General features: G+C 71.2%; 15 protein-coding genes and 1 tRNA gene. 11 read left to right on the top strand and 5 right to left on the bottom strand.

Annotated features, from left to right (window positions below; translation table 11 throughout):
- Positions 1-10: 10 nt before the first annotated feature.
- From ACOPJ3_RS07530 to ACOPJ3_RS07540, 3 genes are read left to right on the top strand one after another with little or no spacing between them, the layout of a single operon-like run.
- A complete protein-coding gene (locus ACOPJ3_RS07530) occupies positions 11-730 on the top strand; it encodes a ferritin-like fold-containing protein (RefSeq protein WP_427868580.1) in 720 nt (239 codons plus the stop codon).
- Between the two features lie 35 nt (positions 731-765).
- Positions 766-1,944, top strand: coding sequence for a methyltransferase domain-containing protein (locus ACOPJ3_RS07535; RefSeq protein WP_427868581.1), 1,179 nt, complete (start codon positions 766-768; stop codon positions 1,942-1,944).
- 42 nt (positions 1,945-1,986) lie between these two features.
- The gene (locus ACOPJ3_RS07540; RefSeq protein ID WP_427868582.1) at positions 1,987-3,393 is read left to right on the top strand and encodes a bifunctional phosphopantothenoylcysteine decarboxylase/phosphopantothenate synthase; all 1,407 of its coding nucleotides are present in this window, start codon (positions 1,987-1,989) and stop codon (positions 3,391-3,393) included.
- A gap of 118 nt (positions 3,394-3,511) precedes the next feature.
- Here the strand turns inward: ACOPJ3_RS07540 and ACOPJ3_RS07545 are convergent, their stop codons facing one another.
- On the bottom strand, positions 3,512-3,736 hold the full coding sequence (locus tag ACOPJ3_RS07545; RefSeq protein WP_427868583.1) for a DUF3107 domain-containing protein: 225 nt from the start codon (positions 3,734-3,736) through the stop codon (positions 3,512-3,514).
- Between the two features lie 143 nt (positions 3,737-3,879).
- Between ACOPJ3_RS07545 and ACOPJ3_RS07550 the strand changes: the two genes are divergently transcribed.
- Positions 3,880-7,206 carry a PD-(D/E)XK nuclease family protein gene (locus ACOPJ3_RS07550; RefSeq protein WP_427868584.1) on the top strand — a complete coding sequence of 1,109 codons (3,327 nt, stop codon included), beginning with the start codon at positions 3,880-3,882 and terminating at the stop codon, positions 7,204-7,206.
- Complete coding sequence (locus ACOPJ3_RS07555; protein WP_427868585.1) at positions 7,203-10,697, top strand: ATP-dependent DNA helicase; 3,495 nt, start codon at positions 7,203-7,205, stop codon at positions 10,695-10,697. The genes ACOPJ3_RS07550 and ACOPJ3_RS07555 overlap by 4 nt, the downstream gene beginning before the upstream one ends.
- On the opposite strand, the gene ACOPJ3_RS07560 is transcribed toward ACOPJ3_RS07555, so the two are convergent.
- The gene (locus ACOPJ3_RS07560) at positions 10,648-11,877 is read right to left on the bottom strand and encodes a phosphotransferase (protein ID WP_427868586.1); all 1,230 of its coding nucleotides are present in this window, start codon (positions 11,875-11,877) and stop codon (positions 10,648-10,650) included. The genes ACOPJ3_RS07555 and ACOPJ3_RS07560 overlap by 50 nt on opposite strands.
- A 141-nt stretch (positions 11,878-12,018) precedes the next feature.
- On the opposite strand from ACOPJ3_RS07560, the gene nudC reads away from it, so the two are divergent.
- Both nudC and ACOPJ3_RS07570 read left to right on the top strand, forming a co-directional pair.
- Positions 12,019-12,993, top strand: coding sequence for an NAD(+) diphosphatase (gene nudC / locus ACOPJ3_RS07565; protein WP_427868587.1), 975 nt, complete (start codon positions 12,019-12,021; stop codon positions 12,991-12,993).
- The gene (locus ACOPJ3_RS07570; protein WP_427868588.1) at positions 12,983-14,680 is read left to right on the top strand and encodes an ATP-dependent helicase; all 1,698 of its coding nucleotides are present in this window, start codon (positions 12,983-12,985) and stop codon (positions 14,678-14,680) included. The genes nudC and ACOPJ3_RS07570 overlap by 11 nt, the downstream gene beginning before the upstream one ends.
- On the opposite strand, the gene ACOPJ3_RS07575 is transcribed toward ACOPJ3_RS07570, so the two are convergent.
- Positions 14,598-15,578 carry a hypothetical protein gene (locus tag ACOPJ3_RS07575; RefSeq protein WP_427868589.1) on the bottom strand — a complete coding sequence of 327 codons (981 nt, stop codon included), beginning with the start codon at positions 15,576-15,578 and terminating at the stop codon, positions 14,598-14,600. The two genes, ACOPJ3_RS07570 and ACOPJ3_RS07575, sit on opposite strands and share 83 nt — an antisense overlap.
- A gap of 141 nt (positions 15,579-15,719) precedes the next feature.
- Positions 15,720-17,195, bottom strand: a complete 1,476-nt coding sequence (locus ACOPJ3_RS07580) for a zinc-dependent metalloprotease (protein WP_427868590.1) — start codon at positions 17,193-17,195, stop codon at positions 15,720-15,722.
- A 148-nt stretch (positions 17,196-17,343) separates the two neighbouring features.
- On the opposite strand from ACOPJ3_RS07580, the gene ACOPJ3_RS07585 reads away from it, so the two are divergent.
- Together ACOPJ3_RS07585 and ACOPJ3_RS07590 are read left to right on the top strand one after the other, a co-directional pair.
- On the top strand, positions 17,344-18,432 hold the full coding sequence (locus tag ACOPJ3_RS07585) for a YlbL family protein (RefSeq protein ID WP_427868591.1): 1,089 nt from the start codon (positions 17,344-17,346) through the stop codon (positions 18,430-18,432).
- Positions 18,433-18,550: 118 nt separating this feature from the next.
- Positions 18,551-21,538 carry a UPF0182 family protein gene (locus ACOPJ3_RS07590; protein ID WP_427868592.1) on the top strand — a complete coding sequence of 996 codons (2,988 nt, stop codon included), beginning with the start codon at positions 18,551-18,553 and terminating at the stop codon, positions 21,536-21,538.
- 306 nt (positions 21,539-21,844) lie between these two features.
- Here ACOPJ3_RS07590 and ACOPJ3_RS07595 read toward each other — a convergent pair.
- Positions 21,845-21,921: transfer RNA gene (locus ACOPJ3_RS07595), tRNA-Met, on the bottom strand.
- Between the two features lie 296 nt (positions 21,922-22,217).
- Here ACOPJ3_RS07595 and ACOPJ3_RS07600 point away from each other — a divergent pair.
- Both ACOPJ3_RS07600 and ACOPJ3_RS07605 read left to right on the top strand, forming a co-directional pair.
- Entirely contained in the window at positions 22,218-23,789 is a 1,572-nt protein-coding gene (locus ACOPJ3_RS07600) for a hypothetical protein (RefSeq protein ID WP_427868593.1), read from the top strand.
- A gap of 130 nt (positions 23,790-23,919) precedes the next feature.
- Positions 23,920-25,611, top strand: a complete 1,692-nt coding sequence (locus ACOPJ3_RS07605; protein WP_427868594.1) for a S1C family serine protease — start codon at positions 23,920-23,922, stop codon at positions 25,609-25,611.
- Positions 25,612-25,646 lie beyond the last annotated feature (35 nt).

Raw genomic sequence — 25,646 nt, forward strand, 5'->3', positions numbered from 1 at the left:
AGCTGACAGGGTGTTCGAGTGGATCCGTGGGCTTCGGAAAAAAAGTGCGCCGGCGCGCAAGCTGCGCTCCCGTGGCGAGTCGACGGATACTGAGCGCGTCGAGCTCTCCGAGTTCGCGCCCGCAATGCTGCCGTTCCTCGGGCTCACCGCCTACCTCCAGCTCGAGCTGTACGAGGCCGCGACACGCGCGGTTTCCGGTGCGCCGACGCTCGAGGCCAAGGAGGTGCTCGCGCAGGTCGCGGGCCAGACGCTCTCGAAGCACCAGCGCCTGACGGCGGAGATCCACAGCCGAGGCGCCGAGCCGCACGTCGTGATGCGCCCGTACTCGAAGGTCATCGACGACTACGTCGAGCGGATCGACACCGACGACTGGCACCAGCACGTCCTCTCCCTCTACCTCGTCGGCGGCCTCTTTGACGACTTCTTCGCGAGCCTCGCGGGCGGCCTGCGCGACAGCTTCCGCGGCGAGGCGATCTCGATCCTGCAGAAGCACACGGGCAACGCCGAGCTCAAGACCCTGCTCGAGGGCGAGCTCGCCTCGAACGAGCAGCTGTCGAGCTGGCTCGCGCTGTGGGGCCGCAGGCTCGTGGGCGACACGCTCCTCGTGTCGCGGGCCGTGCTCGCGCTCAGCGAGGGCCGCGAGTTCGACGCCGACGAGGTCGAGCCGGTGTTCACCGAGCTGATCGCGGACCACATCCGCCGCATGGACGGCCTCGGGCTCACGGCCTGACCAGGGAACCTGGAACCCGGATCCTGGAACCCGAGATGCCCAACCCGCGCTGCGACTACTTCGAGGCGGGGCGCTGCCGATCCTGCGCCCTGATCGAGACGCCGTACGCCGAGCAGCTGAGCGCCAAGGAGGCGCGCTGCCGCGAACTCCTCGAGACCGTGCCTGGCGGCGCCTGGCTCCCGGCCGTCGAGGGCGGCGTGCGCGACTTCAGGAACAAGGCGAAGCTCGTCGTCGGCGGGCGCAGGGGAGCCGTGATGCTCGGGATCCTGGGACCCGACGGCGCGGGCGTCGACCTACGCGATTGCCTGATCCAGCAGCCCGGGATCCGGGCCGCGATCCCGCGCCTCGCAGAATTTCTCGACGGCACGGGGCTGTGGCCGTACGACGTTCCGCGGCGCCGGGGCGAGCTGAAGTTCGCGCACGTCACCGAGTCGCCCGACGGCGAGCTCATGGTGCGCTTCGTCGTGCGGAGCGAGCGCGCGCTCGAGACGCTGCGCGGGGCGCTGCCCCGGCTGCTCGCGGCGCTCCCGCGGCTCGCCGTCGTGACCGTCAACATCCTGCCCGAGCACAAGGCCGTGCTCGAGGGGGAGCGGGAGGAGATCCTGCTCGGGGCCTCCCTCGACATGGATCTCGGGCCCGTCTCGCTGCACCTGCGCCCGCAGAGCTTCTTCCAGACGAACACCCCGGTCGCCCGCGCGCTCTACGCGCAGGCCGCGGAGTGGGTCGCCGAGCGGCGGCCCCGCACGCTGTGGGACCTGTACTGCGGGGTCGGCGGCTTCGCGCTGCACTGCGCTTCCGGTGCTGGCGATGGTGCTTCCGGTGCTGGATCTCGTGCCGATGCTGCTGGCGGCGTGAGCGTGCTCGGCGTCGAGGTTTCGGAGGAGGCCGTGCGCTCGGCCGAGCGGAGCGCGGCCGAGGCCGGGATCGACGCCCGATTCTTCGCCGCGGACGCGACCGCGTTCGCCCTCGGATCCCGCGCAGAAGACCGCCCCGAGGCGCTCATCGTGAACCCGCCGAGGCGCGGGATCGGGGCCGAGCTCTCCGCGTGGGTCGAGGGATCCGGAATCGACACGGTCGTCTACTCGAGCTGCAACCCCGAGAGCCTCGCCCGCGACCTCGCGGCGATGCCGTCCTATCGGGTGCTCGCGGCGCGCGTCTTCGACATGTTCCCGCACACGAAGCACTTGGAGGTCATGGTCCTGCTCGTGCGGTGATCCGGGGCCCGTTCGGAATGCGCGCCGTGCGAAGATGGGGGCGTGAACATCGTTCTGGGAGTGACCGGCGGAATCGCCGCGTACAAGGCCGTCCTGCTCGCGCGTTCCCTCGTCGAGGAGGGGCACGAGGTGCACGTCGTGCCCACCGAGGACGCGCTGCGCTTCGTCGGCAAGCCGACGTGGGAGGCGATCAGCAGGAACCCGGTGACGACGTCCGTGCACGAGGACGTGCCCGAGGTGCGCCACGTCGCGCTCGGGCAGCGCGCCGACCTCGTGGTCGTCGCCCCGGCGACCGCGAATACCCTCGCGCGCATGACGGCCGGGCTCGCCGACGACCTGCTCGGAACGACGCTCCTCGCGACGAAGGCGCCCGTGCTCGTGGCGCCGGCCATGCACACTGAGATGTGGGAGCACCCCGCGACCCAGGACAACGTCGCGATCCTGCGCGCCCGCGGCGTCGCGTTCCAGGGCCCGGAGCGCGGCAGGCTCACGGGCGACGACAGCGGCCCGGGCCGCATGAGCGAGCCCGCCGAGATCCACGCCCGCATCAGGGAGATGCTCGGGATCGAGGCGCCGGCGGGTGAGCTTGCTGGGGCGGCTCCGGATCCGGATCCGCTCGCTGATTCCGGCATCGGGGATTCCGGCGTGGTGGGTTCGGGCATCGGGGCCGACGACCCCGCCGTCTCCGAGACCGGCACGGTGGCGTCCGAGCACTGGCACGCCGGGGCGCCCGACTCGGAGGAGATCCCGGTCGCGAGCGATCTTTCGGGGATCCGGATGCTCGTGACCGCGGGCGGAACGCGCGAGCCGATCGACCCCGTGCGCTTCATCGGCAACCGCTCGAGTGGCAAGCAGGGGGTCGCCGTGGCCGTCGCCGCCGCGCAGCGCGGGGCGAAGGTGGTGCTGCTCGCCGCGAACATCGACGAGTCCGTGCTCGCGCTCGCGCGCAGGCTGCCCGGGATCCGAATCATCCCGATCGGCTCGACCGCGGAGCTCGAGCAGGCCGCGACCGCGGCCGCGCCCGGCGCCGAGGCGATCGTGATGGCGGCCGCCGTCGCGGACTACCGCGTGGCGGAAGTGTCTGACGCGAAGATCCGCAAGGAGGACGGCGCGGCGCCGACGCTCACGCTCGTCGAGAACCCCGACATCCTCGTCGGGCTCGTGCACGAGCGCCGGCCCGGCCAGGTGATCGTGGGCTTCGCCGCCGAGACGGTCGAGAGCCAGGAGGAACTGCTCGAGCGCGGCCGCCGCAAGCTCGCGCGGAAGGGCGTCGACCTGCTCGCCGTGAACGCGGTCGGGTGGAGCGAGGGCTTCGAGTCAGACGCGAACTCGGTGCTCGTGCTCGACGCCGACGGAAGCGTGGTTGCCCAGATCACCGGCACGAAGCAGGAGGCCGCCTCAGGGCTCCTCGACGCCGTGCGCGACGAGCTCCGTTCGCTCAGCCACTAGGGGTGGTCGCGCTCCCTGAGACTTCTGCGTGTAATTGCAAGAATTTGGGCCGCTGGTCGAGCTGAGTGCAGATCTCCCGGCGGGCGCAGCGCCCTGCGCCCGCCGCCCCGATGCCGAACTAGCTGATGAAGCCGACCTTGCGCTCGCCCTCGCCGCCCAGCTCGACGTAGGTGATGGACTCGGTGCTCACGAGGTAGCGCCGGCCCTTCGCGTCGCTCAGCGAGAGGAGGGGGGTGGCCTTCACGATCGCGTCCTCGACGAGCGTGCGGAGCTCCTCCGCCGACGCGTCCGACTCGAACGCGAGCTCTCGGGGCGAATGCTTGATGCCGATGCGAACTTCCACGGGTGCCTCCTCGAATGTCGCGGCCGGTCGCCGCGGGAACAACTGATTCCGAGTCTAGGCCCGCGGCGCGCGCTGGCGGCGGCGTTTGGCGCCTCGTTCGCCGTCAGCGCATCAGTGTCAGTGGTCCTCACTAGGCTGAGCACATGCTCACCTTCGACCCCTCGCAGCAGCTCGCCTTCGGGCTGGATCCGACCCGCCACGCGCGGATCCTGGGCGCCCCGGGAACGGGGAAGACGACGCTGATCGCCGCCCTGTTCGGGGAGCTTCTTGGGCGTGATGGCTGGGGCGAGGAGGATGTGCTCGTGCTCGCGCCGAGCCGGCTCGTGTCCGCGAGCCTGCGGGCGCGCGTTGAGCGGGCGGCCGGGCGCGCGATCGGCGGCACGCCGGTGCGTACGGCCGCCTCGCTCGCGTTCTCGGTGCTCGCCCGGTCGAGCGCGCTCGCGGGTCGAGAAGCTCCGAGGCTGCTCACGGGAACGGTGCAGGATGAGGCGATCGCCGCCGTCGTCGAGGAATTCCTCGCCTCGGGAGCTGGCTCACCCGCGGGACTCAGCCCGGAGATCCTGATGAGCCAGGCGTTCCGAGCCGAGCTACGCGAGCTTTGGCGGGTCTGCGACGACTTTGGGAGGGAGCCGGCGGAGCTCGCTGCGGAGCTCGCCTCGCTCGGCCCCGGATCCGCGGAGCGAGACCGGCACGGCGGCGGCCCCGCGCCCGAGCTTGCGGAGCGCTGGCTCGCAGGCCTGCGCCTCATCGAGGTCGTGGCCGCGCGCATTGCGCGAGAGCGACCCGTGGAGCTCAGCTCGAGCGCGCTGCTCCGGAGGGCGTCGGAGACGGTGCTCGCCGAGGGCGCCGTCGGCGAGGCAGCCGCGCTCCGCTTGCCGCGCACGGTCCTCGTCGACGACGCGCAGGAGCTGGGTGAGGGCGAGCTCGCGCTGCTCGCGGCGTGCGCGCGCGTGGGCAGCGCGATCTGGGTGTTTGGCGATCCGGACACGGCGACGGCCGCCTTCCACGGCGAGCGGACGCGCGTGCTCGCGGGGGTTACGACCGAGCTCGACCGCAAGGCCCCAGGGTCGGCACGCGCGGCGGGGAGCGCGGGTGACGAGCAGGCGCTCGTGCTCGCGACGGTGCACCGCCACGGCGAGGAGATTCGAGGTTTCGTGTCCGCCCTGTCGGCGCGCATCGGCTCGGCCGGCGTCGGCGCCCAGCGTGCCGCGAAAGTTGGTGTCGGCGCCGAGCCCGCCGCACGGGCCGCCGCGGACGCGGCGCCGGATCCGGTGCAGTTCGCGGTCGCCTCCTCCTCTGCCGAGCAGATCGGCATGATCGCCCACCGCCTGCGGGCGCGCAGGCTCGGACTCGGGGGCGAGACGCCCGTGGAGTGGTCTGAGATGGCGGTGATCTGTCGCAGCCGCGGCGAGGCGGCTCGGATCGCGCGCCTCCTCGCCGGGCATCAGGTGCCGAGCGGCGTCGCAGCGGGCGGCATTGTGCTGCGGGAGCACCAGATCGTCTCGGAGCTCATCGCGCTGCTCCGGCACGCGCTCGGGATCGCGCCGCTCGACGCCGACGGAGTGCTCAGGCTGCTCGGGGGCGTGGTCGGCGGGCTTGACCCGGTGGCCGTGCGCCGGCTGCGGGGCGCGCTGCTGCTGCAGGAGCGCCGGGAGGCGCGGGCGGAGGCGCGCGAGACCGCGCCGATCGACGCGGTGATCGCGGAGGCCTTCGCGTTCCCGGGGGCGGAGGCCGTCATCGACAGCCCTGGCGGGCGGGCGCTGCGCAGGGTCGGGATCGTCGCGAGCGAGGGCCTGAAGGTGCACGGCGCGGGCGGCACCGCGCGCGAGACGCTCTGGGCGATCTGGGACCGCACGGGGCTCGCCTCCCGCTGGCAGGACGAGGCACTGGCCGGCAGGGGATCCCGGGCCGACGAGGCGAACCGCTCGCTCGACGCCGTGCTCGGGCTCTTCTTCGCGCTGCAGAGGCACGAGGAACAGGACAGCGAGCAACCCATCGCGGAGCTCCTCGACGAGCTGCTCACGAGCACGGTCCCCGAGGACACGCTCGCGCAGCGCGGCGGCGGCTCGGCCGTGACGGTGACGACGCCGCAGGGCACGATCGGCCGCGAGTTCGGGATCGTGGCCATCACCGGCCTGCAGGACGGCGGCTGGCCGAACCTCCGCGCGCGCGGATCCCTGCTCGGCACGGCGGCCCTGGAACGCTGGCTGCAGGGCGGAGAGGCGCTCCCGCCGTCGCGCCGGGACACGCTCCACGACGAGCTGCGCCTGCTCGTGCAGAGCGCGTCGCGTGCGCGCAGCGAGCTGCTCGCCGTCGCCGTCGCGGACGACGACGAGCACCCGAGCTCCTTCTTCGGCCTCGGCAGGGAGTTTCGGCGCGAGGGGCTGCCGAGCGCCCGGCTAACGCTGCGCGGGGCGACCGCGGCGGCCCGCCGCGAGCTCGTCGGTGCCGGTGGGCAGGGCAGCACAGGTGAGCACGGCGGCGCCGAGACCGCCGAGACCGCCGCGACTGCGCAGGCGCTCGCCGCGCTCGTCGCGCTCGCCGCGGAGGGCGTGCCCGGCGCTGCCCCCGACGACTGGTACGGCGTGCGCCCGCCGAGCACCGTCGCGCCGCTCGTCGATCTCGACGGCGATCCGGAGGCGACGGTATCGGTGAGCCCCTCGCAGCTCGAAACCGCTGAGGACTGCCCGCTCAACTGGGCAATCTCGAGCCTCGGTGGCGGCACGGGAAGCGTGCAGGCCAGCCTCGGCACGCTCGTGCACCACGCGCTCGAGACGGCAGAGGACGCGGATCCGGAGCGGCTGCTCGCCGCCGTCATGGCCGAGTGGGAGAAGCTGCCGTTCGAGGCGGAGTGGGAGTCCGAGCGCGCGAGGCGGCTCGCCGAGTCCATGACCCGGGGGCTCGCCGCCTACCTGCGCGAGTTCGAGGCGTCGGATCGAACGCTCGTCGGGCGGGAGGCGGCGTTCCGGATCCCGATCGAGCGGGCCGTGCTGCGCGGCGTCGCGGACCGGCTGGAGAGCCGGCGCATGGCCGACGGCAGGGAAGAGGTGACGGTGCTGGATCTGAAGACGGGGAAGACGCCGCCGAGCATGCCGAAGGTGGAGGCCCACGCGCAGCTGCAGGCCTACCAGCTCGGCGTGCTCATGGGGGCGTTTTCGCCACCTGAGGGGCCTGATGGGCAAGAAGAACCCGGGGGAGCCGAGGACGCACAGCGCGCCGAGCCCGCGGTGAGCGGAGGCGCCCGCCTCCTCTACGTGCACCCGGGGGCCACGAAGAAGGCCGAGTTTTTCGAGCTCGGGCAGGCCCCCATCTCGGACGAGGCGCGCGACGGGCTGATCGCGCGGGTGGCCGAGATTGCACGGGTCATGGCCGCGGGTGAATTCACGGCGCGCGTCGAGCACCACTGCTCCGACTCGCACCAGCCGGGGTCATGCAGGCTCCACATCATCGAGGCGGTGAGTCACGCGTGAGCGAGCAGGCCCAGCAGAGTCCGGTGTTCAGCGCCGAGCGGATCGCCGAGATCCTGGCGGTGCCGCCGAAGCCGGCGCTCGTCCCGACGGGGGAGCAGCGCGCCGTGATCGAGCACGAGCTCGCGGGCAGCACGCTCGTCGTCGCCGGGGCGGGCAGCGGAAAGACTGAGACCATGGCGAACCGCGTCGTGTGGCTCGTCGCGAACGGGCTCGTCGCACCCGATGCGGTGCTCGGGCTCACCTTCACCCGGAAGGCAGCCGGGGAGCTCCGAGAGCGCATCACCGGTCGCCTCGAGGTGTTCGTCGAGCGTCTCGGCCTCGCGGCCGAACGCGGCGAGCTCTCCGAGGCGGAGCTGGCGCGCGCGTCCGAGCTGCGTGACCTGCTCGGCGACGGGCTCGAGACCCCCGAGGTGAGCACGTACAACGCGTTCGCCTCGGGGGTGCTCCAGGAGTTCGGGATCGCGGCGGGTGTCGCGCCCGGCGCCGCCGTGATCGACGAGGCTACGGCCTGGCGGATTGCTCGCGAGGTGCTGCTCGCGAGCCGCGATCCGGAGCTCGCGGCGAACGACACCCCACTGACGACCCTGATCCGGCGTGTGATCGACCTCGACCACGCGGTCGCGGACAACCTGACCTCATTCGACCGCGTCGACCAGATCGTGCGGGAGTTCTCGCGGGTCGACCGGCTGCCGTACGACGCGAAGGAGCGCGACGGCGTCAAGCAGCCGAGCGGCAAGGTCTACGCCGCGGTCAGGGACGCCGTCGCGGCGCTCGCGGAGACCCCGCTCGTGACCCGGCTCGCCCGCGCCTACGCCGAGGAGAAGCAGCGGCGAGGTGTGATCGAGTTCTCGGACCAGCTCGCTTTCGCGACCCGCGCGCTCGAGGCCTCGCCCGAGGCGGTCGCCGCGCTCAGGCGTAGGCATCGCGCGATCCTGCTCGACGAGGTGCAGGACACCTCGGTCGGCCAGACCCGTTTCCTCTCGATGATCTTTGCGGGGTCCGCGGTCATGGCCGTCGGCGACCCGCACCAGTCCATCTACGGGTGGCGCGGGGCCTCCGCAGAGGGCCTGCAGTCGTTCCACCAGGACTTTCGGGGGCGAGGGCGGCAGAGGGCCCCAGAGGTGACGCTGACGCTGTCGACGAGCTGGCGCAACCCCTCGGAGGTGCTCCGCGCCGCTAACGCCGTCGCGGCGCCGCTCGTAGCGGACTCGGCCGTCCCCGTGCCAGAGCTCGCCCCGCGACCGGGCGCGGGAACGGGCACGGTGGAGTGGGCGTATCCCGAGACGGTGCACGAGGAGCGGCTCACCGTGGCCGAGTGGATGCGCGACGCGAGGGCCCAGCACCTGGCCGAGCACGGCGAGCTCCCGACCGCCGCCGTGATCTTCCGCACGAGGTCCGCGATGGCGGCGTTCTCGGCCGCGCTCAGCGACGCCGGCGTGCCGAACCGCATTGTGGGGCTCGGCGGGCTGCTCTCGACCCCCGAGGTCACCGACCTCGTCTCGACGCTGAGGTGCGTCTGGTACGCGGATGCGGGCGGCGAGCTGATCCGGATCCTGAGCGGCCCGCGCTTCGCGCTCGGAGTCGCCGACCTTGCGGGGCTGCGCTCCGCGGCCCGCTGGTTCTCGGAGCGTGACGTGACCATGCGTCCCCTCAGCGAGGAGGACCGCGAGGCTGACAGCGTGCTGCCGGATCCGGATCGCCGGGTGACCCTCATCGACGCGCTCGACCGGATCGCCGAGCTGCGCGACCTCGACCACCGCGCCCTCGCCGGCGTGAGCGAGACCGGGAGGGAGCGCCTGCGGGAGGCCGGGCGCATGCTCGCCGAGCTCCGGCAGCACGTGGGAGGCGGCATCAGCGACCTGATTTCGGCCACGGTGCAGGCACTCCGGCTCGACATCGAGCTCGACGCCAACGAGGCGCGCTCGCCCGCGGGCGGCGCTGCGGCGCACGCGAATCTCGACCGCTTCGGAGAACTCGTCGAGGGATTCCTCGCGATCGACACCCGGGGCACGCTCGCCTCGCTGCTCGAATGGATCGAGCGCGCCACCGAGGACGATGCCGCTGCCGAGCACGTCCCCGAACCCGTGCCCGGCACGGTGCAGCTCATCACGACGCACGGGTCGAAGGGCCTCGAGTGGGACCTCGTCGCGATCCCGCGGCTCGTGACGGGCGAGTTCCCCGGCTCCTCGAAGTCCGGTACGGGCTGGCTGCGCGCTGGCGCGCTGCCCGACGAGCTGCGCGGCGACGCGTCGGCGCGGCCGCGGCTCGACTGGCGGCTCGCCGACACCCAGAAGGAGCTGCGCGACCGAATCACCGAGTACACGCGGGAACTCAAAGACCGTCACGCGGAGGAGGAACGGCGCCTCGCCTACGTCGCGATCACGCGGTCCGCGGAACGGCTGCTGCTCACCGGCTCGTTCTGGGGCGGACAGGTGAAGGCACGCACGCCCTCTCCCTTCCTCGGGGAGCTGGCCGCAGCCGGCGTCGTCGCGGGGGTGCCCGAGGACTCGGAGTTCACCGAGGACCCGAGCGAGGTCGAGGAGTTGACGCTGCGCTGGCCGCTCGACCCGCTCGGCGCGCGCGCCGAGCGAGTGCTCGCGGCAGCTGACCGGCTGCGGGCGGCCATCGCGGATCCCGGTCTCCTCGCGGGTGCCGAGCCGGACGAGGTCGTGCGACTCCTCATTGCCGAGCGCCGGGCGCAACTCGGTGAGCCGCGGGGGCCCGCGGCCGCCGGATCGGCCGACGCGCGGCGGAATCCTGCGCTCGCCGAGCGCATCACGGCCTCGGCGTTCCACGAGTTCGTGGAGGACCCGGTCGCGGCGGAGCGGCGTCGGCTGCGACCCGTGCCGACGCGGCCGTTCCGGCGGACCCGCGTCGGCAACCGCTTCCACGAGTGGGTGGAGCGCAGGTCGTCGACCGCGGCCGGGCGCGCCCTCCCGCTCGTCGGTCTCGACGCGGGCGAGTGGGACTCCGACGGGGCGGCGTTCGACGCCGAGGCCGAGCTGCAACCGCTCATCGAGAACTTCGAGGCCTCGCGCTGGGCGGAGCTGCAGCCGATCGCGGTCGAGCAGGAGGTGACCCTGCCGTTTGCGGGGCGCACCCTCGTCTGCAAGCTCGACGCCGTCTACCGGATCCCGGCCGAGAGCCGCGCCGGTGCCGACGGGGGCGCAGCCGGCGCGGAGGACCGCTACGAGGTCATCGATTGGAAGGCCGGTCGCCCGCCGCGCACCGAAGCCGAGCGCGAGAGCCGCTTCTTCCAGCTCGACCTCTACCGGCACGCGTACGCGCAGTGGGCCGGGATCGATCCCGAGCGGATCGACGTGTCGCTGTTCTACGTCGCCGAGGGGGAGGAGCTTCGCGGCGGCACGCCGCGGAGCCTCGCCGAGCTCGAGCGGATCTGGGAGCAGGCCGCCGAGCGCGTGAGCGACGCGGCGATCAGGGTCAGCGGCGCTTCGGCTCGGGCAACTCGTCGGGATCGATCGGCTCGGTGAGCTGCTCGTCGGCCGCGGTCTCCGTGGGGGTGTCCGCGGCATGCGGCGATTCAGCATCGCCCGCGGCATCCTCGTCTCCCGCATCCTCGTCTCCCGCATCCTTCTTCGGCAGCGGTTCGATGAAATCGGTGTCGACGCCGAACATGCGGTCCTCGTCGAGCGCCTCGTAGGCGGCGGTGTCCGAGAGGAGATCCGTGACCTCGGGGGTCTCGTCGAGCAGCGCGCTCACCTCGCTCTCCGAGAGCGGCTCGCGATTCGTGGACGAGGCGAAGGCCGCGCCGAGCGGCCCCGAACCGCCCACCATTCGGTCAAGCATGCCGACGGCGTCATCGATGACGGTCTGATCGTGCGACTCGGTTCCGTGCAGCAGCCACCTGGCCACCTCCAGCTCGTGGTACAGGGCGGCCCTCGTGCGGAGCGTCGAGATCGATCCGGCGCTGCGATGCTTCGCATAGCGGGCGAGCACGGAGTCGAGCACGTCCTGCCCCGCCGAGAGGAGCCAGGCGAGATCTGAAGCGGGGTCGCCGATCGATAGCTCGGACCAGCCGACGACGCCGGTGATCTCGTCGTTCTCGATGCGCAGCTGCTCGGAGTCGAGCGACCCGTGCACCATTGTGGGAGCAAAATCCCAGATCTCAGCGCTCTCGACGATGCGTTCCCAGCGCCGCAGCACGGTCTCGGGCACGAGCCTCGTCGACTCGGCGCGGTCGATGAGTCGCGTCGCGAGGAGGCGCAGATCCTGCGAACTGCGCACGGGCAAGCCGCCCTGTTGCGCGACGGAATGCGGGAGCGCGTGGATCGCGGCGATCGCCTGCGCGATCGGCTCGATAAGGATCGCGTCCTCCTCCAGATCCTCGGCGTCGAAGACCTCTCCGGGGAGATGCGTCGTGACGACGGCGCGGGTGTCGCCTGCTCGGGTCATGCCGAGCGCGAGCGGCACCGCGAACGGGAGTTCGCTCCTCGGTCCTGCGGTGAGCGCGGCGAGTCCGAGCAGCTCGCCCGACTGCTGCACCTCGGCAGCTTGGGTGCGCGGGATCCTGACGAGCAGCTCCTCCTCTTCGCCGATGACGACGGCAGACACGTAGCTGTCGTCCTCTTCGTGTGCGCGAACTCCGAAGACGATGAGCTCGGGCACGGCCGAGGTCGCGAGCGCGGCTAGAGTGAATGGGATGCTGGCCATGCACTCAGCGTAGGCACCCGCGGGGCCGTCGGAGCCGCGCCACGCGCACCAGAGTGCACTCGGCGGCGAAGTCCCGCGGGGATCTGCCTGATCCGCGGGCTCCCACACCGATGAGTCAGGCCCAATCAGTTAGGAGAAGTCGTGAATTCGGAGCGGCCACCACTCTCGCGAGGCGCACTCGACCGGGATGCCGCGACGCGAGGCGACGAGGGGCTGCTGCGGGCAGCGTGGCAGGATCCTGCCGCGCGGGTGCTTCTCGTGCGCGGTGCGGAGATTCCGGTTCTCGCGGGCTCGAGCGCGGAAGACGGGACCCTCGCGCTCGTGCCGAGCTCGGGGGAGCTCGTGCTCGCCGACGACCGGGGCCGGGCGCGGACCCTGTATCTCGGGCGAACGCCGCGGGGGCCGGTGTTCGCCGTGCTCGACGACGCGGATGGCGCCGACGCGGAGGCGGGAGCCAGCGTCGCGCAGGGCTCGCAGCTTCCTCACTCGACCGCCTGGATTCATCCCTTCGAGGCAGGGGAACTCCTCGACGACACCGAACGAGAGCTCGTCTCGGTCGCCGCGGCGCTCGCGCGCTGGCACGAGGCCGCCGGGTTCTCGCCGCGCGACGGCGGCGCGACCGAGCCGATGCAGGCGGGGTGGGCGCGCAGGGACGCGCACGGCGCCGAGCTCTTCCCGCGCACCGACCCCGCGGTCATCGTGCTCATCGAGCACGGCGACCGGATCCTGCTCGGCTCGAACGCACTCTGGGAAGCCGGGCGCTTTTCCCTGCTCGCGGGCTTCGTCGAGGCCGGCGAGTCGCTCGAGCAGGCGGTCGCGCGCGAGGTGTTCGAGGAGTCGGGGGTGCGCCTCGGCAGGATCGAGTACGTCACCTCGCAACCGTGGCCGTTTCCGCGCTCACTCATGCTGGGCTTCCGCGCCGAGCTCGCCGACGGCGTCGATCCGGAGGCCCTGCACCCCGATCCTGAGGAGATTTCCGAGCTGCGCTGGTTCACCCGCGAGGAGCTTCGGGATCCGGATCCCGGCCTCCGTCTGCCGATGTCGCTCTCGATCGCCAGGTGGCTCATCGATCGCTGGGTCGCCGGTGAGCTGGGAGGTGCGGCCCGTGGCGAGTGACGCCGAGGGGGTGCTCGCCGGGCTCGACCCGGAGCAGCGAGAGATCGCGGAGAGCCTGCGCGGGCCGGTCTCCGTGCTCGCTGGCGCGGGCACCGGTAAGACGCGCGCGATCACGCACCGGATCGCCTACGGGGTGCGGAGCGGGGTCTATGCGCCCGAGCGGGTGCTCGCGGTGACCTTCACGCGGAAGGCAGCCGGAGAGCTCCAGGGTCGTCTCCGCGCGCTGGGCGCCGAGGGCGTGCGCGCCCGCACCTTTCACGGCGCCGCCCTCGCCCAGCTCTCGCACTTCTGGCCGCAGGTCGTCGGGGGAGCAGCTCCGCAGATGCTGCCCGGCAAGGTCTCCGTGGTGTCGCAGGCCGTCGAGGGAATGGGGCTCAGGCTCGGCGGCGAGGCGCTGCGAGATGTCGCCTCCGAGATCGAGTGGCGCAAGACCTCGATGCTCGGGATTGACGCCTACGCGGAGCGGCTCGACGATCGCCCCATCCCGAGCGGTCTCACCCCCGAGCAACTCGTCGAACTGCACGCGCGCTACGCCGGGATTCTCGAGGAGCGGAGGCAGATCGACTTCGAGGACGTGCTCGTGCTGCTCACGGGCATGCTCGAGGCCGAGCCGCGCGTCGCGCTGCAGGTGCGCGAGCAGTACCGCTTCTTCACAGTCGACGAGTTTCAGGACGTCTCCCCGCTCCAGCACTCCCTGCTCAGCGTGTGGCTCGGCGACCGGGACGACGTCTGCGTCGTCGGCGACGCGAGCCAGACCATCTACTCGTTCGCGGGCGCCTCGAGCTCGTACCTGCTTCGCTTCGGTGCTCGGTACCCGCACGCCAGGCAGATCAGGCTCGAGCGAAACTATCGCTCCGTCGAGCCCGTCGTTCGCCTCGCGAACCGTCTGATGCGCGACCGCCCGGGCGCCCTCACCCTGAGCGCCGCGCGCCGCGACGCCGCCGAGCCAGCCGCCGAGCTAGCCGCCCCCTCGTTCGAGTGGTTTGCCAACGAGCACGACGAGGCCGAAGCGGTCGCGGGATCCATCGCCGCCGCAGTGCGCTCCGGTGTCCCGGCGTCGGAGATCGCGGTGCTCTACCGCACGAACGCGCAGTCCGAGCGATTCGAGAGCGCTCTGCAGGCGCACGCCATCAGCTCGCGCGTCCACGGCGCGCAGCGCTTCTTCGAGCGCGCCGACGTGCGCCAAGCCGTCATGCTCATTCGCGGCGAGGCGAAGGTGGCCGACGACCGTCCGCTCTTCCAGATCGTGAGCGACGTGCTGCGCGCGCTCGGCTGGTCGGCGAAGGCGCCCGAGGGTGCGGCCCAGCTCGAGCGCTGGGAGGCGCTCGGCGCGGTGCTCGCCCTCGTTGATGAGATGCCGGAGGGGGCCGGGATCAGGGAGTTCGCGGAGGAACTCGTCGCGAGGCAACGCACCCAGCACGAGCCAACCCTCGACGCGGTCACGCTGTGCGCGATCCACGCGGCCAAGGGCCTCGAGTGGGACATGGTGCACGTCGTGGGGCTGAGCGAGGGGATTCTCCCGATCATCCACGCCGAGGACGAGGAAGCGATCGAAGAGGAGCGCCGGCTCTGCTATGTGGCGTTCACCCGCGCCCGCGACGTGCTCAGGCTGTCGGGCTCGGCCGGGGGAGCGCGGACACAGCGGCTTCCTTCCCGCTTCGTGGCCGAGGCCGGGATCGCGGTCTGATCTCGCCCCCCGAGGCGCTTCGCACGGCCGCTGAGGGATCGCCGAGCGCCACGCAGGCGCACTCAGTGTTCGGCTCGACCCGCTCGAGGGTCGCGGGGCCGCTCACCACGCCGTCGCGCACCGGCAGAACGGCGCGCTGCCTGCGGTACTCTCCCTCGCCCGCGCGCCACCGCAGGATGAACTGGTCGGCCGTCACTGCGGCGACGCGCGCGACCTCGACCGTCTCGGTCCCCGCGCGCGTGCCGGCGAGCTGCGCTGCGAGCAGCGGGTACGCGGGGTCGGCCTCGAGCTGGGCGAGCGTCGCGCAGGTGAGGCAGGGGCCCCGCACGTCCGACACGAGCGGCCCGACGCTCACCGAACGGTCGGAGAATCGGATGAGCAGGTGCGGGACGCCGGCCATGAGCCAGCGCTGGGCGCGCTCGAGCCGCTCGAAGTAACGCTCGACGTGCAGCACGAGATCCGGGGCCCGTGCGCCGTTCCGCCAGGGTTCGCCCCTGCGCTCGGGGCGATCCGCCTCGAACACGCAGGGCGACAACGCCTCGAGTGCTTCGGCGAGGCCCGGGACGGTCTCGCCCCCGTCATCCAGGTGCGCGACGACGGGCGGGCGAGGCGGCGCAGGGCCGCGCCCGCCGCCCACGCCAGCACGGGCCTCACGCATGACGGGAGCGAGCAGCTCGAGGAGCGCCCGCGCCGAGTCGATGTCGATCCCGGCGCGCTCCGCCTCGAACTCGAGCAGCTCCTCCTGAATCCCGGAGCGGAGCGCGGCCAGCATCCGCTCATGCCCGGCGGACGGCGAGCGGACGCGCGCGAGCGCCGAATCGAAGCCGATACGGAGGGTGTCCTCGTCTTCCCAACAGACGGGGAGGCTCGGGTCGAGGACGATGCGGCGGCTCTTCATGCGAAGATTCTGACCCGTCGCGGGGCCCGCTGCCGGTTATCCACAGAAAAAGTCTCGGTGCCCGGAGGAACCCCGGCAACGCAGCGTGGTGAGCGAGCTTGCCCTGGAAGATGAAACGGGTCCGAGGCCCCAGCTCAGGCGCTAGTTCGAGGGCCGCCCGCCCGGATCCTCAGTGGGGCCATCCTCGCCGTCGATCCCACCTGCACCGTCGATCCCGCCCGCACCGTCGCGTCCGTCCTCGCCGCCCTCGTGCGGCGGGAGCCCGCCGTCGAGGAGCTGCGCGAGCGCGGCATCGAACTCGTCGACCTCCGCGTCGGGTGAGGCCCCTGCGAGCCCGAGCCGCTCGAGCAGCCTGGCGGGGTGGTCGAGCTCCTCCGCGCTCGGGAGGAGGTCCGGGTGCGCCCACAGGCCGTCGCGGGTCGCGGTGTCGCTTCGCTCGCCCACGAGTCGCCACAGCGCCGCGGCGTCGCGCAGCCGGCGCGGGCGCAGCTCGAGTCCCGCGAGCGCAGCGAAGGCGTGCTCGGCCGGCCCGCCAGTGGCGCGCCGGCGGCGCACCATCTCGGCGATCGCGTCGGCGCCGGGGATCCGCTGCGCGGCATCGGCGGTGACGACATCCACCCACCCCTCCACGAGGGCGAGCATGGTCTCGAGTCGCTCGTGCGCGGCCTCCTGCGCCTCAGTCTTCGGCGGGATCAGGGCGCCGTTCGAGATGAGCTCCTGGATCTTGCTCGGGTCGGACGGGTCGATGTCGATCGCCAGGTCCGAGATGCGGTCGGTGTCGATCCGGATCCCGCGCGCGTAGTCGCCGATCGCGCTCATGAGGTGCAGCCGCAGCCACTTCGTGTGCCTGAACAGGCGCGCGTGCGCGAGCTCGCGGAGCGCGAGGAAGAGGGTCACCGCCTCGGCGTCCTGGTCGAGGCCCTCGGCGAAGGCCGCGACGCCGCCGGGCAGCAGCGCGCCGCCCTCGCGGCCCGGGCCGGAGAGGAGCGGGATCCCGACGTCTCCCGCGGAGACGACCTCGCCCGAGAGCTTGCCGATAATCGTGCCGAGCTGCACCGCGAAGAGCGCGCCGCCCACGCTCTTGAGCATGGGGGCAGCGCCCTGCAGCGCGCTGCTGAGCTCCTCGGGCATCTGGGTCTGCAGCGCCTCCATGAGCGCGCGCGAGATCGACTCGGCAACGGGCTCGGCGAGGCCGACCCAGGTGTCGACGCTCTGCTGGATCCACTCGATCCGCGTCAGCGTGCGCGGGGCGTCCGGGGTCGGGCCGAGCTCGGTCGCCTCGTCGAGCCACAGCGCGGCAACCGGGAAGGCGCGCATCGCAGGGGCGGGATCCTCGGGGCGGTGCTCCCCGTTCGCGACCTCGATCGCGGTCTTGCGCGTGACCGACCAGTCGATGCCGTCGCTCGGATTGCGCATCGCTCCCTGGAGCGTGCTGAAGAGGCCCTGCATGGCTTTCGGGTCGATCGGGATCCCCGCAGCCTTCGCGAACTGTTCGGGATCGATCCCGCCCTCGGGGGGCTGGCCGCCCGAGAGCATGTCGCGCAGGAGTCGCTGCAGTTCCTCAAAATCCTCGTTCCGGTTCCGATCCTCGTCGCCGTCGTGGCCGTTCGCGTTCATCGCCGCTCCCTCTTCACTGCGTTGCCATCAACGCTACGGCAAACACGCTGCCGCGGGCTGCTACATTTGCGGTCGCTAGGCGTTTTTCCATTGCGCCCACTGCGAACAGGGGGAGCGAGCCGGGATGCAGGGGAGTGTATCGGTCAGCATGATCAGCGAACTGGAGCGGGAGCGCCGGCGGTCGAGGCTGCTGCTCGTGGCCGCCCTCGCGGCGCTCGCGGTGCTGCTCGCCGCGGTCATCCCCTCGCCGTACTCGGTCGAACGCCCAGGTCCCGTCGTGGACACGCTGGGAAAGATCACGATCGAGGACGAGCAGCACAGCGTCGTCTCGATCAAGGATGAGAAGACGTACCCGACCGAGGGGAAGCTCAACCTGCTCACGGTTTCGATCATGGGAACCCCGGATCGGCCCGCGAGCTGGCTCTCTCTCCTCCCCGCGCTCTTCGACCCGTCGCAGCGCATCGCGCCGCGCAGCGAGTTCTTCCCCGAGGGGATGACGACGGACGACCGCGACACGCAGAACACCGTACTCATGGACGCCTCTCAGCTGCAGTCGGCCGCCGCAGCGTTCCGGGAGCTCGGCCAGGACGTCGGCGTCGAGCTCACGGTCGCAGACGTCACGGAGGACGGGCCCGCCGACGGCGTCCTCGAACCGGGGGACCGGGTCATCAGCGTGAACGGTGTCGAGGCGACGGACTTCGTGACGCTCCGAGAACGCATCATCGCGTCGGGGGCGGGCGCGCCCCTCGCGCTCGGCGTCGTGCGTGACGGGGCCGAGCTCACGGTCGAGATCACGCCCCAAGAGGGGGAGCGGAACGCGGGGCCGGTCATCGGGGCGTCGATCGCGATGGCCTACGACCTCCCTGCCGAGGTCGACATCAGCCTGTCGAAGATCGGCGGGCCGAGCGCGGGAATGACCTTCGCGCTCGCCGTCGTCGACAAGCTCACCCCCGGCTCGATGCTGAACGGGCTCACGGTGAGCGGCACCGGCACGATGAATGACGCAGGGCAGGTGGGACCGATCGGGGGACTGACGCAAAAGATGTGGGCCGCGTCGCGCGCCGACACTGATCTGTTCCTCATGCCGATCGGGAACTGCGTCGATGTTCCGGATCAGATCCCTGACGGGCTCGTGGTCGCGCCCGTGGCGACGCTCGAGGAGGCGATCTCGGCGATCGAGACGGTGGCGGCCGGCGGCGCAGCCCCCGGGCTCGAGCGCTGCGCGACCACGGGCTAGGGGGAGCGGCGAGCCTCGCCCGCCAGGCACCCGGTTCTGTCAGGGGCGGGCGATAGGGTGTCTGGGGTAAGTCTCTCGCCCGGTCTCGGGCGCACAACGGACAGGAAAGTACACCGACGTGACCGACCAGAACACATCTGCTCAGGCCGCTCGTCAGCGCCGACTCTCGCCGCTCGCGATCACGATCGTGCTGGTGGTGATCCTCATCCTTGCCTTCCTCGGAGTGTCAGCGGTCATGACCGAGGTGCTGTGGTTCAGGCAGCTCGGTTTCCTCCCCGTGCTGACGACGCAGTGGATCGCGGCTGGCGGAATGTTCCTGATCGGCTTCTTCGGCATGGCGATCCCGCTCTTCCTTGCCATCGAGATTGCGTATCGCAAGCGCCCCGTGTATGCGCGGCTCACGGCGCAGCTCGACCGGTATCAGGAGCTCTTCGAGCCGCTCCGCAGGCTCGTGAAGTGGGGCCTCCCCGCTGCGATCGGCATTTTCGCCGGCTTTAGCGCGGCCACGCAGTGGCAGGCTGCGCTGCTCTGGATCAACGGTGAGGATACGGGCACAACGGACCCTCAGTTCGGCTTCGACGTGTCGTTCTTCCTGTTCGACCTTCCCGTGCTGCAGGGCATTGTCGGCTTCGCCTCAGCGGTGACGCTGATCTCCCTGATCGCTGGAGTTGCCACGAGCTACCTCTACGGTGGGATCTCCTTCTCTGGCCGTGACGTTCGCGTGTCGAAGTCGACGCGCATCCAGGCCGCGGTGCTCGCCACCCTGTACCTGCTGCTCCAGGGCGTCAGCCTGTGGCTGGATCAGTACCGTGCGCTGACCGGCGACGCGGGGCTCCGCACCGGCGCAATGTTCCAGGACGTACACGCCGTGATCCCTGGCAAGCAGATCCTCGCGGGGATCGCGATCCTCGTCGCGATCCTGTTCCTCGTGACGGCGTTCACCGGCAAGTGGCGCCTGCCCGTGATCGGCACGGCGCTCTTCCTCGTGTCGAGCATCGTCATCGGGGTGGGATACCCGTGGGCCGTGCAGCAGTTCCAGGTGAAGCCCGACGAGAAGAGCCTCGAGGCCGAGTACATCAAGCGCAATATCGACGCCACGCGTGCGGCATACGGGATCAATGACGTGCAGGTCGAGCGCTACGACGCTGTGACCGACGCCGAGCAGGGCGCGCTTCGTGACGACGCCGCGACGACCGCGAACATCAGGATCATCGACCCAGAGGTCGTATCACCGACCTTCGCCCAGCTCGAGCAGATCCGCCAGTACTACAAGTTCCCGAACTCACTCAACGTCGATCGCTACGAGATCGACGGCAAGGTGGAGGACACGGTCTCCGCGATCCGCGACATCGACGTCTCCGGCCAGAAGAGCTGGTACAACAAGACTCTCGTCTACACGCACGGCTACGGCCTCGTTGCGGCGTATGGCAACCAGCGCTCGGCCGGCGGCGAACCGGTGTTCCTTGAGAACGGGATCCCGACGAGCGGTAAGCTCGGCAAGTTCGAGCCCCGCGTGTACTTCGGCATGAACTCGCCCAAGTACTCGATCGTCGGTGGGGAGCGCGACAAGGCGATCGAGCTCGACTTCCCGGCGGACGCCGAGAGCAACGCCGAGGCCTCGGCAGAGGGCGACACGGCGGAGTCAAACGACGCGGCGGCGCAGACCGACGCGGCGGCGAAGCAGAACATGACGACGTTCTCGGGTGACGGTGGTCCGAAGCTGTCGAACCTCTTCACGAAGCTCATCTACGCACTGAAGTTCCAGGACATGGAGGTGCTGCTCTCCGGCGCCGTCGTGGACGGCTCGCAGATCATCTACGACCGAAACCCGGTCGACCGTGTGAAGAAGGTCGCGCCGTATCTTACGATCGACGAGTCGCCCTACGCCTCCGTGGTCGACGGCAAGATCGTGTGGATCATCGACGGGTACACGACCTCGGCGAACTACCCGTACTCGGAGCTCTCGGACATGAACGAGCTCAAGGTCGATGCCGACAGCACGCGCACCGACCCGCTCGGCAAGCCGATCAACTACATCCGCAACTCGGTGAAGGCGACCGTCGACGCGTACGACGGTTCGGTGACGCTCTACGCGTGGGACACCGAGGACCCGCTGATCGCGTCGTGGGGCAAGATCTTCCCGGGCACGCTCAAGAGCACCTCGGAGATGAGCGGCGACCTGCTGAGCCACGTGCGCTACCCGACCGATCTGTTCAAGGTGCAGCGCGCCATGCTCGGTGAGTACCACGTGACCGACTCCGACTCGTTCTACTCGTCCGAGGACAAGTGGCGCACGCCGAACGACCCGGTGAAGAGCTCGGCTGCCGGTGCGCAGAAGCTCGCGCAGCCGCCGTATTACCTCACGCTCGCCGCCGGAGCGAAGGCTGATCCGAACTACTCGATTTACTCGACCTACATTCCGGCCGACGAGGGGGAGGCGTCCCGTGACATTCTGACGGGCTACCTCGCCGCGAACTCAAACGCGGGCACGACGGACGGCAAGGTGTCGGAGGACTACGGCACGCTCAAGCTGCTCTCGCTCCCGAAGGGCGACCCGATCCCGGGCCCCGGCCAGGTGCAGAACAGCTTCACGACCGACTCCGAGGTGTCGAGGCTGCTCAACATTCTGCGTCAGGGCGAGAGCAAGGTGATCAGCGGGAACCTGCTGACGCTGCCGGTCGGTGGTGGCCTGCTCTACGTGCAGCCCGTCTACGTGAAGGCGTCCTCGGGCACGAGTTTCCCGATCCTGCAGAAGGTGCTCGTCGCCTTCGGCGACAAGATCGCGTTCGAGGACACGCTCGACGCCTCGCTCGACGCCCTGTTCGGCGGCAACTCGGGCGCGAGCGCCGGCGACGGCGGCGCCGTGACCACGGGTGACCAGGGCTCGGGAACGCCTCCGGAGGGCGGGGGCGACGGCGCGAGCACGGGCGGTTCGTCTGGCGGTTCGAAGGGCGGCGGAAGCGCGATCTTGAACGACTCGCTCAAGGCCGCCGATCAGGCCATGAAGGATCGCGACGCCGCGATGAAGAGCGGCGACTGGACCGCCTACGGCGAGGCCGACGACCGCCTCCGCAAGGCGATCGAGGAGGCGCTGGCCGCAGGCTAGCCCGCGCAGCAACACCACGAGAGAGGCCCCGCGCGCTCGAGAGAGCGCTGCGGGGCCTCTCTCATGTTCCGATTTCATGTTCCGAGCGGCTGGAGGACTCCGCGAGTCCGCGGGTCAGGGCGCATCTCGCTCGGGATGCGAGGGGGGCGGGGGACTGGCGGAACCGCGGATCTTCGCTCACAGGCCGACAGAAACTCCCAGGCTTCTCGTTCTGCGGGAGCGGCGGGTTCGGCGCGTCGCGGGTGGGCGGCGCACGGCGAAGCAGGGAAAAAGAAAGAGGCCCTCGGCTGAGGGCCTCTTTCGCACTGGTTGCGGGGGCAGGATTTGAACCTACGACCTCCGGGTTATGAGCCCGGCGAGCTACCGAACTGCTCCACCCCGCGGCACAAGAATTAACTTTAGCACGGGCTTCTGCGCAATGCGAATCGAGGTCGCCCGGGCGTGTGGAGAACTCATTCGGGGCCCGTCGGGAGGCGCGAGGATCGTGCCAGCAGCGCCCGGATCCCGAATCCCTCGGTCCCACCGGGTGCGAGGATCGGAGGCGAGCGAAGTGAACACACGAGTGCGCAGGTGCGAGTGTCGTGGCGGCGGAGCGCGGCGGGGCGCGCGCATCTCACCCGGCCCGTCGCGCGCCCCGGCCAGGAGCCGGGTTACGGCGTTCCTCGCTGGGGTGGTCGCTGTGGCTGCCGGAGCGCTGCTCTGGGGTGCGGTCCCGGCGGCTGGGGTCGATGAGGCTGCGGGAGGCGGCCGTGCGGTCACGCCCCCGATTGCGGTGTCACGGGCGCAGCCCGAGGCGCAGCTCGGAGGAACCATGCGCGACGAGATGGTGCTCGGCCCTGCGCTCGGCAGGTCCCTCCTCCCGCAGCCCGAGGCGCAGGCGATCTTCACCGCCTATCTGCTTCCCGTGGCGGGGGAACCGAAGTACGGTGCGCGCTGGAAGGTGCTCCGGGCCGACTCGGACGTGGGTCAAGCGGGCGAGGTGCTCACCTGGACGGCCGAGGAACTGTCTGAGATGACGCCCGAGGAGCGCTGTACGGCCCAGCCGGTCTTCGTGAGCGAGGGCATCGACCTGTCTGGGGCCGGCCCCATCGTCTCGCCTGCCGTCCGTGTGGGGTCTCCGGGCATCATCCACTGGGTCGAGGAGATCGAGGCGAGCGAAACCCTGGTCCACCGCGGGATCTGCGGTGCACCCTCGGCGACGACCGTAGTGCCGCGCGCGAGGCTCGACACCGCGGCCCCGCCGACGATCAGGATGGGAGAGACGGCGAGCGACACGGCGTTCCTCACCGGCGCTGTGTCGCCGGAGGCGGGGTACTCGGTTCGCTTCGAGGCATTCGTCGTTGCGGATGTGCTGACGGACGGCCCGAGCCCTGCGCCACCGTCTCCGCGCTGCTCACCCGCCGAGCGCGTCTTCGAGACCGGGGAGATCCCGGTGCGCGCGGTTGGGCCACTGAAGTCGCCCGGGTTCGTCGTCGACCTTGAGTACGCGCCGGGGCTGCGCTGGGTCGCGACGCTCAGCTTTTTGGGTCCGAGCGGGCGGATCGAGTTGCAGCGGGGCGACTGCGGGGATCCGGCGGAGACGACCGCGGTCGAGTTGCCCTCGCTCTCGACGAGCGCCGACGCCGAGGCGGCGGTGGGGGACGCGATGCGCGACCGCGCTCGCGTTGCGGGCTTGCCGCCCGCGCGGGAGGGCGTGGCTTGGGAGCTGGGGTTCGAGCTGTTCCGGGAGCGGCGGCTCAACGGTGCGGGAGGACCTGCGCCGGAGTTCCTGTGCGCGCCCGAGAACCTCCTCGCGGAGACCGTTGCGGTTGCCGTGCACGCCCCGGGGGAAATTCCTTCCCCGCCGGTGATTGCGAGGCCGGAGTGGGTGGGGCGGGTGCACTGGGTCGCAACGCTCTGGGTGCGCTCCGAAGGCCAGCGCTTCGAGGTCAGCCGGGGGCGGTGCGGTGACCCGGCAGAGAGCACTGTCGTCGTGGCGAGCGGTCTCGGCGGCGAGCCCGGCGCGGGCGCAGCGGCCGAGCGGGTTCCATCGGCGTCTCGGGTGCCTGAGGCAGCGGTGACGGCTCCTCGCGAAGCACCTGGGCGGAGGCTCCCTCGCACCGGAAGCGACGGGGCCGAAGGCGCGGCCGGGGCCGCCGGGCTTGTCCGGATGGCGCTTCTGCCGGCGTGTGCGGGGCTCGCCCTGCTCCTGGGTCGCATGCGTGGGCCCACGGCGACCAGGGGCGCGAGCCCGGGCGACCGGCAGCCGTGACCCGCCGCTCGGGAGCCCGAATGTGTCGCGTGGCCTGCGCGTTTCCTGCGGCGTGCAGACCTTCTGCAGTTGGCGCAAATCAAATTCATAGACTCTGCCGACAAGCTGGACACACGAGAAGGGAGCCCCCATGAACACCACCCCCGACAACGATCCATCGGGCTTCGACGAGCTGGGAATTGGCGCGCAGGGAAGCACTCCGCAGGGCAGCGGCCCGCGCGGAGGCGATCAGCGACACAACCCAGAGAGCACCGATGCCGATGCGGGCGGTGCGGTCGCGGGGCCGGCACTCGGGCACCAGGCGGGGCACCAGCCAGGGCACCAGCCGGCGGCGGCATCGAACTCCGCGTTCCTCAACGAGCAGAGCGAACAGCCGACCACGGAGCTACCCGGCGCAGCGTTCGGCCAGCAGCGGCCGGCGTACGCGCCGCACGAGTCCCACGCACCCTCGCAGCCGCAGGCTCCGCAGGCCCCGCAGGCCCCGCAGCTCCCGGATCAGCACGGCGCAGCGGGATACCCCCATGCGCCCACGCAGGGCCAGACCGCTCACGACCCGCACCGCGCGCACGAGGACGGCCGCGCACAGGATGCGGCAAGCGCCCACCCCAAGAGCCGCACCGGGGCGCTGCTCGCGGGCCTCGCGATCGGGGCGCTCGTCGGCGGCGTCGTCGGCGGCGGAGTCGCCGCGGTCGTCGCCTCAAACGCCGGCCAGCACTCGACCGCCTCGGGCAGCGGCACCAACAGCACGATTACGCTGAACAACGCCGAGAACGCGACCGCGATCTCGGGCGTCGCAGCGGTCGCGCTCCCGAGCGTCGTCACCCTCGAGGTCGCGTCGTCGAACGCGAGCGGCTCAGGATCCGGCGTCATCTACCGCTCGGACGGGTACATCATCACGAACGCGCACGTCGTCACGCTCGACGGGGCGGCGACGGAGGGCCAGACGGTGCGAGTGAAGCTGAGTGACGGGCGGATCCTTGACGGATCCGTGAAGGGCATCGACCCCTACGCCGACATCGCGGTGGTGAAGGTCGACGCGACGGATCTGCCAGCGGTCAAGATGGCCAACTCAGACAAGGTCGACGTCGGCGATTTGACGGTCGCGATCGGCGCCCCGCTGAACCTGTCGAACACCGTGACGAGCGGAGTCGTGAGTGCCCTCAACCGCGGCATCTCCGTGTCGAGCACGCTCATCCCGAAGGAGGGAACGCAGCGGGACGGCGAGGGCGACGGCGGCAGCGGCTCGAGCCCCTGGGACTTCCGCTTCGGGCCGCCCGACGGCTCGACCCCGCAGCAGACGCAGGGCGGCGGGACCGTCACCCTCCCGGTGATCCAGACGGACGCCTCGATCAACCCCGGCAACTCGGGAGGCGCTCTCCTCAACGGGAAGGGCGAGCTCATCGGGGTCAACGTCGCGATCGCGTCGACGGCCGGTGCGAACGGCACCGCGGGAAGCGACGGACTGGGCTTCGCGATCCCCGCGAACCTCGCCGCGCGTGTGGCCGACGCCATCATCGCGGGCGACCAGCCCTCGCACGGCCTCCTCGGTGCGTCGGTCGCGGACTCCTCGCAGGACACGGACGCCGACGCGAACCACGCTGGCGGCCTGCTCGTCGACGTCACGAAGGGCGGGGCGGGCGACAAGGCCGGCCTCCGCGTCGGCGACGTGATCACCGCGATTGACGGGGTGCCCGCGGTCGACGGAACCTCCGTCTCAGCGCTCATCCGAATGCACGAGGGAGGCTCCACGGTGAAGGTCGAGTACACCCGCGACGGGAAGCCGGGGGAGACCGAGGTCACCCTCGGCCAGTTGAAGTGGTAGCCGACCCGCACGCGACGCGGTAGTTGCAGCTCCGA

It is taken from the genome of Leucobacter luti, assembly GCF_050310065.1.
In the GTDB taxonomy this organism is placed as follows: Bacteria; Actinomycetota; Actinomycetes; order Actinomycetales; family Microbacteriaceae; genus Leucobacter; species Leucobacter luti_B.